This window comes from Bacillus australimaris, assembly GCF_001307105.1.
Lineage (GTDB): Bacteria > Bacillota > Bacilli > Bacillales > Bacillaceae > Bacillus > Bacillus australimaris.
On sequence record NZ_LGYN01000008.1, the window covers coordinates 18,258 to 34,624 of the forward strand.

Here is a 16,367-nt window from a genome sequence, read left to right on the forward strand (position 1 = left end):
GTCTTCTCGAGTTCAAACTGAACATCGGCAATGCCGAAGCCTCCACCAGAATCCCTCACTATCGGTGACTCTCGTTGGTAGATAGAAATTCTCTAAAATCAGCTGCTATTTCCTTAGATTTCGTATGATGCAAATAATGGCCACCTTTGAAAGTAACAACTTTTCCGTGATCTACATTTTTCAGTAGATCTTCATGCATTGGTTTCCAACTTGGTGTTTCCTCCTCCGTTTGATCCGCTAGATAGAAAACAACAGGGAGATTCTTAGGGAAATGTAAGCGTTGAGCGTTTTTAAAATTATTTCTAAAGTTTTCCGCCTCACTAGCTTGGCTTTTATCCAAGAAATTTCGGAAGGTCAGCATTTTAATCTGATCTTTCGTTTGATCATCTACTTTAGGCATCACCAGTTGATCTGGATTCATTTTCACTATCAATCTGTAAAAACCGGATTGATGAAGCAGCTGTAAGCTGGAGACTGGCAATTCATCTGAATCCTCCTGCTTAGGAACACTGCTATCAATTCCAACAAATGCTTGGACTTCTTTTTCATATTGATTCACATATTCTAATCCATAAATGCCAGAAATCGAATGGCCCATCAACGTATATTTATGAATGTCGAGCTTTTGCAAACATTCATGAATCTCATCCACAATGTTTTGACTTGTCCGTACTTTATCTGTATCGTCACTTAAACCATATCCAAATGGTTCAATCACTACGACTCTATAATATGATGATAATTCATTTACTAGCGGCTTAAAATCCAGCACTGGTGAAGCAGTTCCATAGCCTGGGAGAAGTACAATCGTTTCTTTCCCATCGCCTTGAATGAGTACATTCATATGCTTCCCGTCCACCAAGACCTTTTGCCCATAAGCTTCTATTTTCCCCTTCTCCCTTTCATTACTAATGAGGTTTACAGTATAAACAGTAGCTAGAAAAACAACCATGACCGTGATAATGGTACATATAGATATCAGCATGATTTTCAATAATTTTTTCATTGTTTTTCTCTTCCCTTCACGATGAAGAACTTTAGCTTCGAAGAAAAATCAATATTTTCTTTCACAATAGATAATACCGATTGTATTTGCGCAAACACTTGATACATACATAAATGTAATCGCTATATAAAACCACTCTGTTGGGGAGGTAAATTGATGCAAAGCTTGAACAATCGCAACCAATATATAAGCTAAAGCCACACCTATAATTGAAAAACTTCCTGCTTTCGCTAAAATAAATTGACCACGTTCATCATGTTTATATTCACGGTTTTTCTTAAATTGAAAGGCCGTGCTTAAAATAGAAAGGATAATCAGAGAATAAAGTATGATCGTCGTCATCATTGTTGTTCCTCCTTGTCGACCTCTTGAAATACGTCATACAAATCAACTTCAAATGTTCTAGCAATTTGAAATGCTAGTTTTAAAGACAAAGAATATTTACCATTTTCAATAGCTGCTACCGTTTGGCGCGTCACACCTAACTTCTCTGCCAAATCTTTTTGTGTCCAGTCTTTTTCAGCCCGTAACACCTTAATTCTATTTTTAATCTCCATTTCAATTTCCTTTCTTGAAGGATATTTTATTTAACAATATGTTAAAAATAATTAACATTATGTTAAATAATCATAACCCCTTTTCTAATGTATGTCAATTTCACTTGATTCAAAAAAAGAAGAATCATCCATTTTGAAAGTCCTACTCAAAATGAATGATTCTCTATAAATGATCTGATCATCTGAATTAAAACACTTTCCTCTGATAAATCGCAGTAGAAAGTCCCCAAGACAGCAGGTAGATGAGCATAATCAGCACAGTTGACCCCGTATATAAAATAGGGATCGATAAATTCATAATAAAATCAGTGATCCCACTGAATTGCTCTGCTAAATAGAGAACAACAGGCGGTCCCAAAGCAGATAATAGGATAAAGCCAAAGAGCACTGCCGTTGTGATATAACCAGGCTTTAAGATATAAAACAATGGAAACGTACACGCCGCGAACAATAAAAACAACCCGCTGCCAATCGCAATATCTGACAGCGAAAACAGCTTTCCAAACACAAATAATGCAGCACTTGTCAGCACGATCGCAATACTCATATAGAAAATGGCGCCAAGATAACGTGATGCGATAATTTCTTTCCGTGTATAGGGCAAGGAGTTTAATAGAATATTCGTTTCTGCCTTTTCATCATACGCATATGTGTTAAATGGAATGAAGACACTAGCAACTAGAAACGTCAATACTGGATGGACATCCATGAAAATAAAAAATAAGATTAACGGAATAAAAATAAGTAACTGCTTCTTTTGCAAAATCACATCACGCTTAATTAAATGAAACATGAGCAACCCCGCCTTTCAAATAAAACATGATATCCTCAAGCGACGCCGATTCAATCACAACAGCATCACCAAAAATAAGATTCACTTCATCAATCCGGTCTGTTAATGCCTCAAACCCCGCTGCTGTACGCTGAATATGGACAAAGGCCTTTTCTGTATCTCGATCCAATAAATCAAGACTTCCTTTCACAAGCGCATAGCTCTCTGCTACATCATGTATCGACTGTTGAAAGACCAATTTTCCACTTTGTATAAATGCAATATAATCCGCGATCCGGCCTAAATCAGTTGTCACATGCGTCGAGAAAAAGATCGTCCGATTTCCATCAATCATCAACTCTTGTAACGTGCCAAGCAGCTCTCTTCTAAAAACCGGATCTAACCCAGCCGTTGGTTCATCCATGATAATCAACTCTGCATGATGCGACAGCGCAATCGCAAGTGACGCCTTCATCTGCATCCCTTTTGAAAATGTTTTAATCGCTTTATGAAGCGGCAAGCCAAACTGTTCAACATATTGATCAAAAAGCTGGTCATCCCAGCGTTTATAGGCAGGTGCCACAATCCGTTTGATGTCCTTTAAATTCAGCCCTGGGAAAAAAACGTTGGCATCGTAAACAAACCCGATCCGTTCCTTAATCTCTTTTTCATGAGTATGATAATCCAATCCAAAAACCTTTATGTCACCTGAATCGGGCTTTAACAAATTCATGATCATTTTAATGGTGGTCGACTTACCCGCTCCATTCTCTCCAATAAACCCTGTAACAAAGCCTTTCTTAACCTGTAAATCGAGATTCTGAACTGAAAAATCCTTGAATCGTTTCGAAACTCCTTTGAATTCAATCACATGCTCCACTCATCTCACTCCTCATATAAGAACTTTAATAACTGCTGCAATTCATCAAAAGATAAGCCTAATTCCTTGCCGTTTGTGACAACCGCCCCAAGCTGTTCCTCGATCACCTTCAATTTTTTCTCTCTCATCACTTCTAGGTTTTGTTCCGCAACAAAAGACCCCTTGCCTACAATTGAATAAATAAATCCTGCCTTCTCTAGCTCTTCATACGCTCGTTTTGTTGTAATCACGCTGATTTGTAAATCCTTCGCAAGCTTTCGAATAGATGGCAGGTCTGCACCTTCCTCAAGCTCACCCGTCAAAATCATCGATTTGATTTGATTCGTAATTTGCTCATAGATGGGCTCCTTAGAATGGTTTGAAATCGTAATTTGCATATAAAAACCTCTTTTTTCTGATAGTTGAAACAAAATATTGTATATACACTATATATACATTATATACACATTAAAAGAATATTCAACCTTTATAAATAAAATGCACAAAAAACCGCACAGCCCTTAAGCCATGCGGTTCTTTTAACAAAATGCTTTATTTCCAATACACCCATTTTCCCATAAGCCACTCCACAGGACCTCTTCTCCATTTTTTCAAATAGAGATAGCTGATGAACAGCTGTGCTGTGTACAGTCCGACAGCAAGCAGCAGCCCAAATATCGATCCCATCTGACCAAATAGACCAAGTCCATAAGAATAGAAAATGGTTGTACAAATGATCGACTGTGCCAAATAGTTTGATAGAGACAAACGGCCAAGCCCTGCAAGCAGACGTTTCAACCCTTGAGCAGCCTTTGAATAGTAAAAAACAATAAAGGCTTGAATATAACCGATTGTCAGGACGTAGGCTCCTAACGTCAACACCATTTCACTCCAAGGAGCATCAATGAACGTCGCACATTTTAAAGCGAGCCCAATGATAATCATCCAAACCCAGCCTTTACGATAAGCCATGCCTCGATCTTCTTCTGTCAAATGACCTTTTTTCCCGATCGCCATGCCAAGCAGTGCAAATGGACCGATCATGATAGGAGCATAGAGAAGACTTAAAATTGGTGTCAGAGTAAGTGTTACAATTGCCATAATGATGGAGACGATTACCATATCATCTTCAATTGTAATCCGGCTCAATACAATATCGCCATATGTACCAGTCCCATATACATTCGTTAATAAATCAGGATTTCCGTAAATAAAATTCATTAGAGATGGATAAATCACTAAAGATAAGGCACCTAAAATACCCGACCATATAAACACTGTTTTGATTCGGCTATTTATAAACATCATTAGGAAAAACGTACAAGCTCCATAATAGAGAAGAATGTCGCCACTCCAAATGAAGATTAAATGCAGCATTCCAAGCACAATCAGACCAAACCCTCTGCGAACGACAATGGCATTCGTATTTAGTCCCTTAGCTTTTGTAGATTCAATCAATTTAATAAAAGAATACCCAAATAAAAAGGAAAAAATCGGATAAAAAGATCCTTGGAAAAAAATTTCTGTCACATATACACCGAATTCCTGTCCCCAAAAACTCGAATCAAACATTTTCTCAAAATCATAATCATATTGAAAATTAAGCATATTCACAATCAAAATACCTAATAAACTAAAACCACGTAAACTATCAATAAACTCAACCCTAGATCCCTTCAACTCGACAGCTCCTTCGAACAATATAAAGATAAAGCATATTTATCCTACCACACTTTTTAAAAATTGGTTCATCTACCCATGTAAAAACATGAGTTTAAGGTGAATTTAATAAAAAAACCTAGAATCTACATTCTAGGTATCATACTGATGACTTTGTTCTTTTCGCATCACACGCTTCAAACAAAACAAAAATTCCCAAACCAGCGAAAAAACGACTTTACTTTTTAATTTTTTGTTTGATTGAAACACAAAAACACCCCTATTTATGTAAAATCACTTTCTATCATCACCCTACACCATCTCCTGACACGCCCAAGCATCCACCTCTACCTTTAAAGCAGGTGAAGCCAATGCCACCACATAAATCATCGTCATACAAGGCAGGTGCCCGTCCAAAAACTGCCCCATGATTTGTTTCCTACTCTCAGCATCGAACTCTCCTACGAGATAAAATACTAGTTTCGTTATATCTTCCACAGCCATATCTGCCGCTTCTACATTTCGTTTCACATTCTCTAACGCTAGCGCTAGCTGCTCCAACGGGCTCTCTGGGATTGTCCCATCCGCCTCCATTCCCACCTGACCTGATAGTGTTAACCAACGCTGTGGTCCGGTTGTCTCTATTTGATGGGTATATGGTGCGACTGGTGGATGAATGTTCTCAGGATTACGTGATGTTCTCATTGATAAAAACCCCTTTTCTGAAAATACAGTCAATTTTTATCATCATATCAAACTTTCTACCATATTCAGATATTTATGCTCATAGTAAACTTGAAGAAGCAATCGCAGCAGCCTCAAACTTAAGATAGAGACGTCTTGAATGTTCGGCCTTAGCTTGTAATCTGATCAGACAAGGATATCTAAAGGGATATCAAATGTAGCTTGGAATAAAGTTTGATCATTTTTATAGTGTGTTCTTCCATTAAATCGCCATTTTCTTGAATAAGACTGATAGTAAAACCAACTTCAAAAAGGCTCTTTCAATACACAAACATGAACAAAATTAATTAATCCAATGAAAAGGTCGATGTATATAAGAGGGTAATGTTGTCTTTACATCACCTTTAGCCGAATTAACTTGCATTTGGGTCAAAAACATACTGGTGGACAGATCAGCGCCACTGAAATTAACATCTCGCAAATCCGCACCAATAAAATTGACTGCCCTTAAATCCGTATTTCTCATATCCGCAGCAATCAAATAGGCTCCCCTAAAATCAGTTGCTCTTAAATCTTTTCCCTCTAACTTTTTGCCCATCCAATTAACTCTCGCATGATCAAACTCTTTAAATTTTCGAACACCAGGCATTTTATCAATTGTATTTTTTCTCACAAAATCACTCGCTGAAGTAAGCAGTTCATTTAAAGAAAAACGGTACATCACCAGATCAAGTGACAATAAATTATCTGCGTCCAACTTCGTTAAATCCTGTAATTCCTTTAACTGCTTTCTCAATTTATCAGCTAAATCATCCGGTATATCGTAAGACAGAGCTTCTGCCACGTACGCAATCATTTCATGAATTTGCTCCATAATGGGAAACACTTGAAACATTTTCTTCCCAATGTCAGGGTGTTCTCGCCAACTTTGACCGTTAAAAGTAACTTGAGATACGACCTGTCCAGCACCCAAACAATCAAATACTGTACAACCTTTGAATCCTTTATCCCTTAACTGACTATGAATTTGGCAACTGTAATTAGACTGCAAATTCATACAAGGAGTACCTGCCGGTTTGTTAATTGGAAAATCACTTGATGCTACAATATTAAGCGCTGTGCAACAAAGTCCAAAGCACTTCGTACAATCAGCCGTTAAACTTTCTCTAATCTTTTGAGCTGTATCATTATCCATTTTTTACCCTTTCTCTAAAAAACTTTTGATTTTATTATACAAGATTCCTAAACAATCTCATCTGCAATTAAAATCTTTTCCATCGTCTTTCCCTTCGCTAACTCATCAATCAGCTTATCCATATAACGAATATTCTTCATAGTTTCTTCCTCAATGTCCTCCACCCGGACACCACAAATGACTCCTTTGATTAAGCTACGGGAAGGATGAAGCTCTGGTGCCTCAGCAAAGAAGGTTTCAACGTCTATCTGTTTGTTCAACTGTTTGTGTAACTCTTCTGGACTGTAACCCGTTAACCAGCAAATGATCGTATCAACTTCAGCCTTCGTTCGTCCCTTTCTCTCCGCCTTTGCGATGTAGAGAGGATAGACTTTTGCGAAACACATTGTGTAGATTTTAGGCTTGGTCATGTGTCTGCTCTCTTTCTTCGTTAAATATTTAACCTGTAATGCTTTCTACAGGGGCCGCTCTCTCACTATGCCTATTCTCTTTATGTTCAAACCTTTCTATTTAATGCACTTAGTATACATGTCTATCTATATGAAAATGTGCTATAAATACAACTTATAAACGATGATATATGCCCTTATTATTTCTTTCATCTTTTTTGAAAGCTCTATATTTAAGAAATTGAACAATACAAAATCCAAGAAATACACCTATTGGTCCTCCACTTGAGACAGGACCACCAATTAAACAATAAGAAATGATAAACAATGCAATATAACCAATTATAAAAAAAGCAATTCCCCATTTTTCTTTTTTTACGTATCGAATAAAAATAATATTCCCTCCTTGAAAACGATCTATATTTTGTAAAAAAGCAGCTTTCAAATATTGTACCCTCAATCAAAAATCATCGTACGATCAAATCAATAAGTTTCTAGTTCTTCTGACACAAAAATACCCCTTTAGACAATTATATCTAAAGGGGTATCAAAAATCCGATTTTATTTAATCCCTACTCCACCGTCACACTCTTCGCAAGATTACGTGGTTTATCCACATCACACCCGCGGTGAAGTGCTGCGTAGTAAGCAATCAGCTGTAATGGGACAACAGATGCAAGTGGTGCAAGTGCTGGGTGTACAGCTGGAAGGACGAAACGGTCGCCTTCGTCTTCTAGGCCTTTTAGTGAGATGACACAAGGGTTCGCTCCGCGTGCAACGACTTCTTTGACGTTACCGCGAATGCTAAGGTTCACGTGCTCTTGCGTTGCAAGGGCAATGACCGGTGTGCCTTCTTCAATTAAAGCAATCGTGCCGTGTTTGAGTTCTCCACCAGCAAAGCCTTCAGCTTGGATGTAAGAGATCTCTTTAAGTTTTAGTGAACCTTCAAGGCACACATAGTAGTCAAGTCCTCTTCCGATAAAGAATGCGTTACGTGTCACTGTGAAGAAATCACGAGCGATTTGTTCCATTTCATCCTTTTGATCCACAAGGGCTTCCATTGCGTTTGCTACAATACCAAGCTCTTTCACAAGATCAAAGTCAAGAGATTGACCGTTTAATTCAGCTGCAACTGATGCAAGGATCGCAAGTACAGCGATTTGTGCTGTGTAGGCTTTTGTTGAAGCTACTGCGATTTCTGGTCCTGCATGAAGAAGCAATGTGAAGTCCGCTTCACGAGAAAGCGTAGATCCTGGTACGTTTGTGATCGTTAATGCTTTATGACCAAGCTCTTTGACTTGAACAAGTACAGCACGGCTGTCCGCAGTCTCCCCAGATTGAGAAAGGAAGATGAACAACGGTTTTTTCGATAGAAGCGGCATGTTGTAAGAGAATTCACTTGCTACATGGACTTCTACAGGTACTTTCGCCCAGTCTTCAATGTATTGTTTACCGACAAGTCCAGCATGGTAGCTCGTTCCGCAAGCCACAATATAAATGCGGTCTGCTTCTGCTACTGCGCTTGCGATATCGCCAGCGACTGACAGCTTGCCGTTTTCATCTTGATATTCTTGGATGATTTTACGCATAACAAGCGGCTGTTCATCCGTTTCTTTTAACATGTAGTGAGGATATGTGCCTTTCTCAATGTCGCTTGCATCAAGCTCAGCGATATAAGAAGGGCGTGTCATGATATCACCGTCAAGGTTTTTAATAATAACCTCATCTTTTGTGACAATGACCATTTCTTTATCCATTAATTCCGCATATTCGTTTGTTACTTGAAGCATCGCCATTGCGTCAGAAGCCACAACGTTGAAATCTTCGCCGAAACCAACCAATAATGGGCTTTTGTTTTTCGCCACATAGATTGTTTCTTTGTTTTCGTTATCGAAAAGGGCAATCGCGTAAGAGCCTTTTAGTTGAAGAAGCGTTTGACGGAAAGCTTCCTCTGTATCAAGACCTCTATTCACAAATTGTTCGATGACTTGAACAACAACCTCTGTATCTGTGTCGCTTTTTAGTGTGACGTCTTGTAAATATTCGCGTGTCAATTGTACATAGTTCTCAATGACACCGTTATGAACAAGCGTAAAACGGCCAGAAGCACTTTGATGCGGATGCGCATTTAGATGGCTTGGTACACCGTGAGTTGCCCAGCGTGTATGTCCGATTCCTGCTGAAGATGCCACGTTTGCATCAACGACTTCCCGAAGCTCAGCGATACGTCCTTTTTCTTTGAACACATGCACGCCTTCTTCGTTTGCCACAGCGATACCTGCTGAGTCATACCCGCGGTACTCAAGCTTCTCTAAACCTTTTAATAAGATTTCCTTCGCATCATTCTGACCAATATAACCTACGATTCCACACATAAATATTCTTCCTCCCGATCATGTGAAAGGGACGAAGAAAGCCTACTAAAATAGAAGGGACATTTCTTCGTCCCTCTCTACATGTTTAATTTGGGAGATCATGTGTATTCCCTTTGTACAAAGAGTCACCTCTTTGGTTTAAAGAAACACTTACGGCTGTGATCTCTATTTTTGATCAGCCGGGAGGCATCCGCCGAAAATTCGATAACCTCCATCCTCGTCAACTAAGCATCTTTCGTCCGATCGCTTAGTTCGGGCGCTATAATTATAAGAGAGTTTCTGAACATCTACCCTGCCTTTCCTGATAGAATAAAAATCCAGTAACACAAGGATGATTGTACTATAAGGTCTGACCTCCGTCAATCACAATGTAACAGGTGATCCCATTCATTTGAGAAAGTGAGACCTCCCTACACTATATGCGATGAGGCTTGTCACGTTCTACCTCTGATGTGCTCTCCTATGTATGAAGACAGCATCAAGTTGCCCTCGCTTATATGATTCGTACAGATCCATCCAATTATGTCGTTTATTCGAAAAAAAAAGCAAACCGCTGCTTAGCGGTTCGCTCTCATCTGTTACTCAATACCCATTTCCTCTTTCACAACAGCCGTAATTCGAGCCACATATTCATCACATAGCTCTTTTGTTTTTGCCTCTGCCATGACACGTACAAGCGGCTCTGTTCCAGATGGACGAACAAGAATACGGCCGTCACCGTTCATCTCTTTTTCGACCTCTTGAATCACTGCTTTTACTTTTTCATTTTCTTCTACTTTATATTTATCAGACACTTTCACATTCACTAGAAGCTGCGGGAACTTTTCCATTTCAGCCGCAAGCTCTGATAATGTTTTCCCTGTCGCTTTAAGTGTATTCACAAGCATGATTGCAGAAAGCATGCCGTCACCTGTCGTATTGTAATCAAGGAAAATCAAGTGGCCTGATTGCTCACCGCCGACATTATAGCCGTCCTTTTTCATCGCTTCGACCACATAGCGATCACCAACAGCGGTTTGAATGCTCTTAATGCCTTGCTTCTCAAGCGCTTTATAGAAACCTAGGTTACTCATGACCGTAGACACCACAGTGTCATCCTTTAATCGGCCTTCACCCTTCAAATAACGTGCACATATGTACATAATTTGATCGCCATCTACGATATCACCTTTTTCATCGACTGCAATCAAACGGTCACCGTCACCATCAAACGCAAGACCAATATCTGCACCCTTCTCCTTCACAAAAGCAGAAAGTGCTTCTGGATGAGTGGAGCCGACACCATCATTGATATTCAGTCCGTTTGGTGATGTTCCCATTGTAGACACATCAGCATCTAAATCAGCAAATAAATGTGTCGCAAGAGAAGAGGTTGCACCGTGAGCACAGTCAAGCGCCACGTGAATACCAGTGAAATCCTCGTCCGCTGTCTGCTTCAAGAATTGCAAGTATTTCTGACCGCCTTCAAAATAGTCATTGACCGTTCCAAGAGCCGCTCCAACTGGGCGTGGCAATTGATCGACTGGCTGATCCATCAGCTGCTCAATTTCATTCTCCTGTTCATCTGACAGCTTAAAGCCGTCACCGCCGAAGAATTTAATTCCGTTGTCTTGAACTGGATTGTGAGAAGCAGAAATCATGACACCTGCTTCCGCGTCCATTGCTTTCGTTAAATAAGACACACCAGATGTTGAGATCACACCTAGACGCATGACTTCAGCTCCAATTGAAAGTAAGCCTGCAACGAGTGCTCCTTCCAGCATATGACCAGATACACGTGTGTCTCGTCCAACGAGTACCTTTGGACGTTCTTTATCCTTTGTGAGCACATAGCCGCCAAATCTCCCAACTTTAAATGCGAGCTCTGGCGTTAATTCGCTATTCGCTACACCCCTTACACCATCAGTTCCAAAGTACTTGCCCATGTTTCAATCGCTCCTTTTTTACCATTCAAGAGGACGCTTTGTCCTCTTTTTTATCTTCTTTGACCGGCTGTTTTTGACTTGATTCTTTCTTTGCTTTATCTTGCGTGGATTCTTCTTTACTCTTCTCATCCTGAACATCGTCATCAGATGATTGACCTTTTTGATCTTTTTGATCCTTTCGATCACTCGTCGACGCCGGCTGATCCTCTGTATCAGTAGAAGTAAGTTTCACTTTGACCTTTGATCTCGATAATGTCCATGTCACATTTTGAGGACCGTTCACTTGAACTTTGACCTCGTGTGTTCCTTCGTTCAAGTCCCCCACATTGATATAGGCTTCAACATCTGAAGCCTTTAGTTTATCAATCGCACTCTTTGATCCCTTCACTGTTATCGTGAGCCGTCCAGAAGATGGGCTCACAAAATCAGAGGTGAGATCCTTGCTCAGACCCACGACAGAAATCGGCACATTATCAATCTTTTTTTCCTCAGCTGTTGCAACCTTCACTTTGATCTTAACAGTTTCGGGCGATACCTTTTTCACACCATCTGGCAGCGGAATGTCGGCATCAATCTCCGTATCATCTTTAATCTTGCTTAGGTCCAGCTTGACGCCATCAATAAAATCAAGTGCGTCCAGCACCTTTTGAGAGCCGTACACTGTGACCTCACTCGGGCTTGTCTCAATGCTTGAAATGCTGATCCCATCTGGTAAGCTGCCCGTCCGCTCAATTTTAAACGGAACCTTTTTGCTCGGACTCGAGATCGGGACCGTAATATCCACCACGGACGGACTTACTTCGACTGGCAGCTCATTCCCGCTGCTATCATACACAGTGAGCTTCGCTTCCTTTTCAATTTGCTGATCGACATCCTCTAAGTTCACAAAAGCTTTAATAACAGAAATCTTGTCGATCACGTCCTTTGAGCCAGTGACCGTAACATTTTTTGGATTCACAATGGGCTGTTCAGGTGAATAACCGTCTTTGATTTTATTTTGATTATAAAATTCTGTTTCAACAGGAAATTCAGCTGTCGTTTTTTCTTGTATCGTCACAGTCGTCACAGATGGATTAATCGATAGTGTGAGTCCCTTTGATACATCTCTTGCCTTCAGCTCCACTTTATGTGTACCTGTCGATAAGTTCTGCATATCTGCATAAATTTCAAAATTTTTTGTTTGTCTTGCTGTTTTCACAGCACTAGTTGATCCCTTAATCGTGACATTGACTGTCTGCGGCACACCAGTGACGACGTACTTCTCGTCATCATAATACGCTTTAACAGGAATATCAGTTAAGGTTGCTTCATCTGTCGTCGATGTTGGGAAAAAGGATTCACCGATTTTTTTCGGCGTGGGCGCTTGCGCTGAATTGACTGCACCATACAGCAATAAAGCGAAGACCAATGCAAGAAGCTTAACGGCCCAGCGATTATTCAAAATCTTATCCATTTTTCTTGCCCCTCCAATACCATTTGGTCGAGGAAGCATCTTTGCTGTTCTTACTAAATTCAGCAATCAGCATTTCTTCAAGCGCTTCTTCTGTCAATTCTCGGTGGAGATCACCATTTCTTGCGACAGAAATGCCGCCTGTCTCCTCAGAAACGATGACGGTTAAGCTGTCTGTCACTTCACTAATTCCGACTGCCGCTCTATGCCGCGTCCCAAGCTCCTTAGAGATAAAAGGACTTTCTGACAGCGGTAAATAACAAGCTGCAGCTGCAATCTCATCCCGCTTCATAATAACAGCACCGTCATGAAGCGGTGTATTCGGAATGAAGATATTAATGAGCAACTCTGAACTCACCTTTGCATTCAAAGGAATTCCAGTCTCTATGTAATCATTCATCCCGGTATCACGTTCAATTGTCAGCAGTGCGCCGATTCTGCGTTTTGCCATATAGTTAATTGCTTTTGTAATTGCCTCGATCGTTTTCTGCTGCTGTTCCTCTACAGGTGTCCCGCTTCTTGAGAAGAAACGGCCGCGCCCAAGCTGCTCAAGCGCTCTCCTTAGCTCTGGCTGAAAAATAATAATGATCGCAAGGAATCCCCACGTAATCGCTTGATCCATCAGCCATTGAAGTGTGTTCAGACCGAGATACGCACTTCCCATCCTGACGAGAACAATGACCACAATTCCCTTTAAAAGCTGAACCGCTTTTGTTCCGCGGATGACCATCATTAATTTATATATCACATACCAAACAACGAGAATATCAACAGCATTACCGAGGTACTGCAAAAAAGGAATATCCCCTAAAGCCATTTCCTCGTCCTCCAGAATTTTCAGTTATTCTTCGTTTGATGCATTTTTAATAAAAAAAGAGCCTATGTGTCAATACATAGCGTGGCTATTATACCACATTTTGTTTCAGCAAGGAAAATAGTTGCCATATATGGCTGACTTGCTATTACGTATGATTCTCACCAGTGATATAGAAAAAGAGCAGCCCCCTTAGAGACTGCTCTTAAACAAATTAAATTACTTTTGTTCCTCTGGCCCAATGACCCGCATCGCATCTTGTGCTGTTGATTTCATTTTGTACCAGATCCAATCAAACACTTCATTAATTTCATTAATTTGACCAGTGACTTGTCCGGCAGAAGCAGTCAGCTGTTCCCCATTGACGACGGTGACATTTCCATCAACCTTGCCTTCTACAATCAGCTTGCCATTTTTGACAGTGACATCACCTTTCACGGTTTCCCCTTTAGGTACGGTCACTGTATCATTTACAACAACGAGATTCGGCTGCTTTGACACACTGAAATTATGATCGGTATTCCAGCTTGTAAACAGACTGCCTCCCATCAAAATGAGAAAGAGGGCAGCGGCCACCATCAGCGGGTGAGCTTTGATCCATCTTTGAACCGACACACGCTTTTTCTCCTTTGGAAGACCTGCCATCACCTTTGCAGTGAAATCAGATGGTGCTTCTATATGAGATGTACTCTGCACGAGCGCGATGGATTTCTCAATTTGTTGAAAATGAGTACGGCACTCCTCACACGATTGCAGATGGCTTTTTAATTCTTTTTCGTCTTGGGGCTCAATGTCCCCGTCTAAATACTGATGCATAAGCTGGACGATTCTATCCTGACAGCTCATCAAAATCACCTCACTCAAAGGTCTCTCAACTGTTTCCGGAGAGCCTCTCTACCCCTGTGTATTCTCGTTTTCACCGTACCAACTGGTATATTCAGAATCTCACTAATTTCTTTTAACGAGAGTTCATCAATATACTTTAATACGATGACCGAACGATATTTATCGGGTAATCTTAAAATTTTTTGCTGAATGGTACTCGATAATTCAAGAGATACCACCTCATCTTCTGGCAAAATGCCATCAGCAGCAATTTGAGAATACATATTCAATCCTTCAGTTCCTGCCACCTCTGCATCTAAATAATAATCCGGCTTTTTTTTGCGAATACGGTCGATGGTCAGGTTGGTTGCAATGCGGTACAGCCACGTGGAAAACTTGCGATTCACATCAAAGCTCTCGATATTCACATAAGCACGAATAAACGCCTCCTGCGCAATATCCTCAGCTTCGTGTGCATTCCCAAGCATACGGTAGCACAGCTGATAAATTTTGTCTTTATACAGGTCTACGATGTCTGTAAATGCGTTCTGGTCGCCTTTTTTCACTTGCTTAATTCTCTTTTTAATCATTGTGTCCATAGTATATTCAACCTCTGCCTTCACCGGTCTTTATGTATACGAACCTCTTTCCAAAAGGTTTCATTCTCCTCTAAAAAATAGTGTAACAAATTTTTGACAGCGTGTTACGCATATCAACCGGTAAAAACCTTAACATATCCTTAAATTTTCCGAAAACAAAAAAGAACGGGAACAAGTCCCGCTCTACAATAGCTTTTCACCCATTAACGAACCGATCAACGCAACAGCCGCTTCTGCTGTTTTGTTTTTCTCATCTAATACAGGATTTACTTCAACAAATTCAGCAGACGTCAAAATACCCGCTTCCTCCAAAAGCTCCATTGCAAGATGACTCTCCCGGTAACTAATACCGCCTGCTACCGGAGTGCCTACACCAGGGCATTCCGCCGGGTCTAGCCCGTCTAAATCAAGTGACAGGTGGACACCATCTGTTCTTTCCTTTAGATACGCAATGGCCTCCTCCATCACCCTTGTCATCCCTAAACGATCAATTTCATGCATCGTATACACTTTGATGCCTTTCTCCCGAATCAATGCGCGCTCTCCTTCATCTAAGGATCGAGCACCAATTAAAACGACATTTTCAGGCTTCAATTTAGGAGAATAACCGCCAATGTTTATTAGATCAGCATGACCAAAACCGAGACTGACAGCAAGCGGCATGCCATGAATATTTCCAGAAGGAGAGGTTTCCTCCGTATTTAAATCACCGTGCGCATCATACCAAATGACACCTAAGTTTTCATAATGCTTGGCTACCCCAGCAAGTGTGCCAATCGCAATGCTGTGATCACCGCCTAAAATGAGCGGAAACGAACCTGATTGCACAATACTGTCAACCTTCTCAGCAAGCAGCTGATTCGCACCGGCATTTTCGGTTAGATTTTTTAGCTTTTCACTTGTATATAAACCTTTTTCATCATCTCTTTGTTCAACTGGAATATCTCCGAGATCCTCCACATCAAATGAGAGCGTTTCCAATTTTTCTTTTACGCCTGCACAACGAATCGCACTCGGTCCCATATCAACGCCCCTTCTCGTTTGGCCCAAGTCCATTGGAACTCCGACAATCGTGACCTTCTTTTGCTCTCCCATATGTACATCCCCTTTCCGTTCATGCTTATATTTTACTTTCTTGATGCCTTCTGACTCAACTCAACAACATTTTGAATAGTTATACATTCCCTCTGCCCACATAAAAAAAAGACACCTTTTTTGAAAAAGGTGTCTTAACTGGGCTAGCTGGATTCGAACCAAC

The 16,367-nt window shown here is 40.6% G+C and carries 18 protein-coding genes; all 18 read right to left on the reverse strand.

Annotated elements, in window-relative coordinates:
- Positions 1-58: 58 nt before the first annotated feature.
- Entirely contained in the window at positions 59-1,006 is a 948-nt protein-coding gene (locus AKG37_RS06255) for an alpha/beta fold hydrolase (RefSeq protein ID WP_060698026.1), read from the reverse strand.
- A 48-nt stretch (positions 1,007-1,054) separates the two neighbouring features.
- Positions 1,055-1,351, reverse strand: coding sequence for a hypothetical protein (locus AKG37_RS06260; RefSeq protein ID WP_060698027.1), 297 nt, complete (start codon positions 1,349-1,351; stop codon positions 1,055-1,057).
- Positions 1,348-1,563 carry a helix-turn-helix transcriptional regulator gene (locus tag AKG37_RS06265; protein ID WP_039176085.1) on the reverse strand — a complete coding sequence of 72 codons (216 nt, stop codon included), beginning with the start codon at positions 1,561-1,563 and terminating at the stop codon, positions 1,348-1,350. The genes AKG37_RS06260 and AKG37_RS06265 overlap by 4 nt, the downstream gene beginning before the upstream one ends.
- A 187-nt stretch (positions 1,564-1,750) precedes the next feature.
- Complete coding sequence (locus tag AKG37_RS06270) at positions 1,751-2,356, reverse strand: ABC-2 transporter permease (RefSeq protein WP_060698028.1); 606 nt, start codon at positions 2,354-2,356, stop codon at positions 1,751-1,753.
- Positions 2,340-3,215, reverse strand: a complete 876-nt coding sequence (locus AKG37_RS06275; RefSeq protein ID WP_060698029.1) for an ABC transporter ATP-binding protein — start codon at positions 3,213-3,215, stop codon at positions 2,340-2,342. Before AKG37_RS06275 ends, AKG37_RS06270 begins: the two co-directional genes overlap by 17 nt.
- Positions 3,216-3,220: 5 nt before the next feature.
- Positions 3,221-3,592 carry a GntR family transcriptional regulator gene (locus tag AKG37_RS06280; RefSeq protein ID WP_060698030.1) on the reverse strand — a complete coding sequence of 124 codons (372 nt, stop codon included), beginning with the start codon at positions 3,590-3,592 and terminating at the stop codon, positions 3,221-3,223.
- A 154-nt stretch (positions 3,593-3,746) separates the two neighbouring features.
- Positions 3,747-4,874, reverse strand: coding sequence for a DUF418 domain-containing protein (locus tag AKG37_RS06285; protein WP_060698031.1), 1,128 nt, complete (start codon positions 4,872-4,874; stop codon positions 3,747-3,749).
- Positions 4,875-5,165: 291 nt separating this feature from the next.
- Entirely contained in the window at positions 5,166-5,558 is a 393-nt protein-coding gene (locus AKG37_RS06290; protein ID WP_060698032.1) for a RidA family protein, read from the reverse strand.
- Positions 5,559-5,880: 322 nt separating this feature from the next.
- A complete protein-coding gene (locus AKG37_RS06295) occupies positions 5,881-6,732 on the reverse strand; it encodes a pentapeptide repeat-containing protein (RefSeq protein WP_060698033.1) in 852 nt (283 codons plus the stop codon).
- Between the two features lie 47 nt (positions 6,733-6,779).
- Entirely contained in the window at positions 6,780-7,142 is a 363-nt protein-coding gene (locus AKG37_RS06300; protein ID WP_060698034.1) for a DUF2200 domain-containing protein, read from the reverse strand.
- A 154-nt stretch (positions 7,143-7,296) separates the two neighbouring features.
- Positions 7,297-7,566 (reverse strand): hypothetical protein, encoded by a 270-nt coding sequence (locus tag AKG37_RS06305; protein ID WP_060698035.1) that lies wholly within the window; start codon positions 7,564-7,566, stop codon positions 7,297-7,299.
- 127 nt (positions 7,567-7,693) lie between these two features.
- Positions 7,694-9,496, reverse strand: a complete 1,803-nt coding sequence (gene glmS / locus AKG37_RS06310; protein ID WP_008360582.1) for a glutamine--fructose-6-phosphate transaminase (isomerizing) — start codon at positions 9,494-9,496, stop codon at positions 7,694-7,696.
- 578 nt (positions 9,497-10,074) lie between these two features.
- Positions 10,075-11,421 carry a phosphoglucosamine mutase gene (gene glmM / locus AKG37_RS06315; protein ID WP_060698036.1) on the reverse strand — a complete coding sequence of 449 codons (1,347 nt, stop codon included), beginning with the start codon at positions 11,419-11,421 and terminating at the stop codon, positions 10,075-10,077.
- A 25-nt stretch (positions 11,422-11,446) separates the two neighbouring features.
- Positions 11,447-12,874 (reverse strand): CdaR family protein, encoded by a 1,428-nt coding sequence (locus AKG37_RS06320; RefSeq protein WP_060698037.1) that lies wholly within the window; start codon positions 12,872-12,874, stop codon positions 11,447-11,449.
- Positions 12,867-13,688: a diadenylate cyclase CdaA gene (gene cdaA / locus AKG37_RS06325; RefSeq protein WP_008344027.1), complete on the reverse strand. Its 822-nt coding sequence runs from the start codon at positions 13,686-13,688 to the stop codon at positions 12,867-12,869. Before cdaA ends, AKG37_RS06320 begins: the two co-directional genes overlap by 8 nt.
- Before the next feature lie 216 nt (positions 13,689-13,904).
- Positions 13,905-14,531 carry an anti-sigma-W factor RsiW gene (rsiW, locus tag AKG37_RS06330; RefSeq protein ID WP_060698040.1) on the reverse strand — a complete coding sequence of 209 codons (627 nt, stop codon included), beginning with the start codon at positions 14,529-14,531 and terminating at the stop codon, positions 13,905-13,907.
- A gap of 14 nt (positions 14,532-14,545) precedes the next feature.
- Positions 14,546-15,109 (reverse strand): RNA polymerase sigma factor SigW, encoded by a 564-nt coding sequence (gene sigW / locus AKG37_RS06335; RefSeq protein ID WP_034324045.1) that lies wholly within the window; start codon positions 15,107-15,109, stop codon positions 14,546-14,548.
- Between the two features lie 183 nt (positions 15,110-15,292).
- A complete protein-coding gene (gene rocF, locus AKG37_RS06340; protein WP_060698038.1) occupies positions 15,293-16,204 on the reverse strand; it encodes an arginase in 912 nt (303 codons plus the stop codon).
- Between the last annotated feature and the right edge of the window lie 163 nt (positions 16,205-16,367).

Excerpts from the sequence above, each read along its gene's own strand:
- AKG37_RS06255 (WP_060698026.1), bottom strand. The coding sequence starts at position 1,006 with ATGAAAAAATTATTGAAAATCATGCTGATATCTATATGTACCATTATC.
- AKG37_RS06260 (WP_060698027.1), bottom strand. The coding sequence starts at position 1,351 with ATGATGACGACGATCATACTTTATTCTCTGATTATCCTTTCTATTTTA.
- AKG37_RS06265 (WP_039176085.1), bottom strand. The coding sequence starts at position 1,563 with ATGGAGATTAAAAATAGAATTAAGGTGTTACGGGCTGAAAAAGACTGG.
- AKG37_RS06270 (WP_060698028.1), bottom strand. The coding sequence starts at position 2,356 with ATGTTTCATTTAATTAAGCGTGATGTGATTTTGCAAAAGAAGCAGTTA.
- AKG37_RS06280 (WP_060698030.1), bottom strand. The coding sequence starts at position 3,592 with ATGCAAATTACGATTTCAAACCATTCTAAGGAGCCCATCTATGAGCAA.
- AKG37_RS06290 (WP_060698032.1), bottom strand. The coding sequence starts at position 5,558 with ATGAGAACATCACGTAATCCTGAGAACATTCATCCACCAGTCGCACCA.
- AKG37_RS06295 (WP_060698033.1), bottom strand. The coding sequence starts at position 6,732 with ATGGATAATGATACAGCTCAAAAGATTAGAGAAAGTTTAACGGCTGAT.
- AKG37_RS06300 (WP_060698034.1), bottom strand. The coding sequence starts at position 7,142 with ATGACCAAGCCTAAAATCTACACAATGTGTTTCGCAAAAGTCTATCCT.
- glmS (WP_008360582.1), bottom strand. The coding sequence starts at position 9,496 with ATGTGTGGAATCGTAGGTTATATTGGTCAGAATGATGCGAAGGAAATC.
- glmM (WP_060698036.1), bottom strand. The coding sequence starts at position 11,421 with ATGGGCAAGTACTTTGGAACTGATGGTGTAAGGGGTGTAGCGAATAGC.
- AKG37_RS06320 (WP_060698037.1), bottom strand. The coding sequence starts at position 12,874 with ATGGATAAGATTTTGAATAATCGCTGGGCCGTTAAGCTTCTTGCATTG.
- cdaA (WP_008344027.1), bottom strand. The coding sequence starts at position 13,688 with ATGGCTTTAGGGGATATTCCTTTTTTGCAGTACCTCGGTAATGCTGTT.
- rsiW (WP_060698040.1), bottom strand. The coding sequence starts at position 14,531 with ATGAGCTGTCAGGATAGAATCGTCCAGCTTATGCATCAGTATTTAGAC.
- sigW (WP_034324045.1), bottom strand. The coding sequence starts at position 15,109 with ATGGACACAATGATTAAAAAGAGAATTAAGCAAGTGAAAAAAGGCGAC.
- rocF (WP_060698038.1), bottom strand. The coding sequence starts at position 16,204 with ATGGGAGAGCAAAAGAAGGTCACGATTGTCGGAGTTCCAATGGACTTG.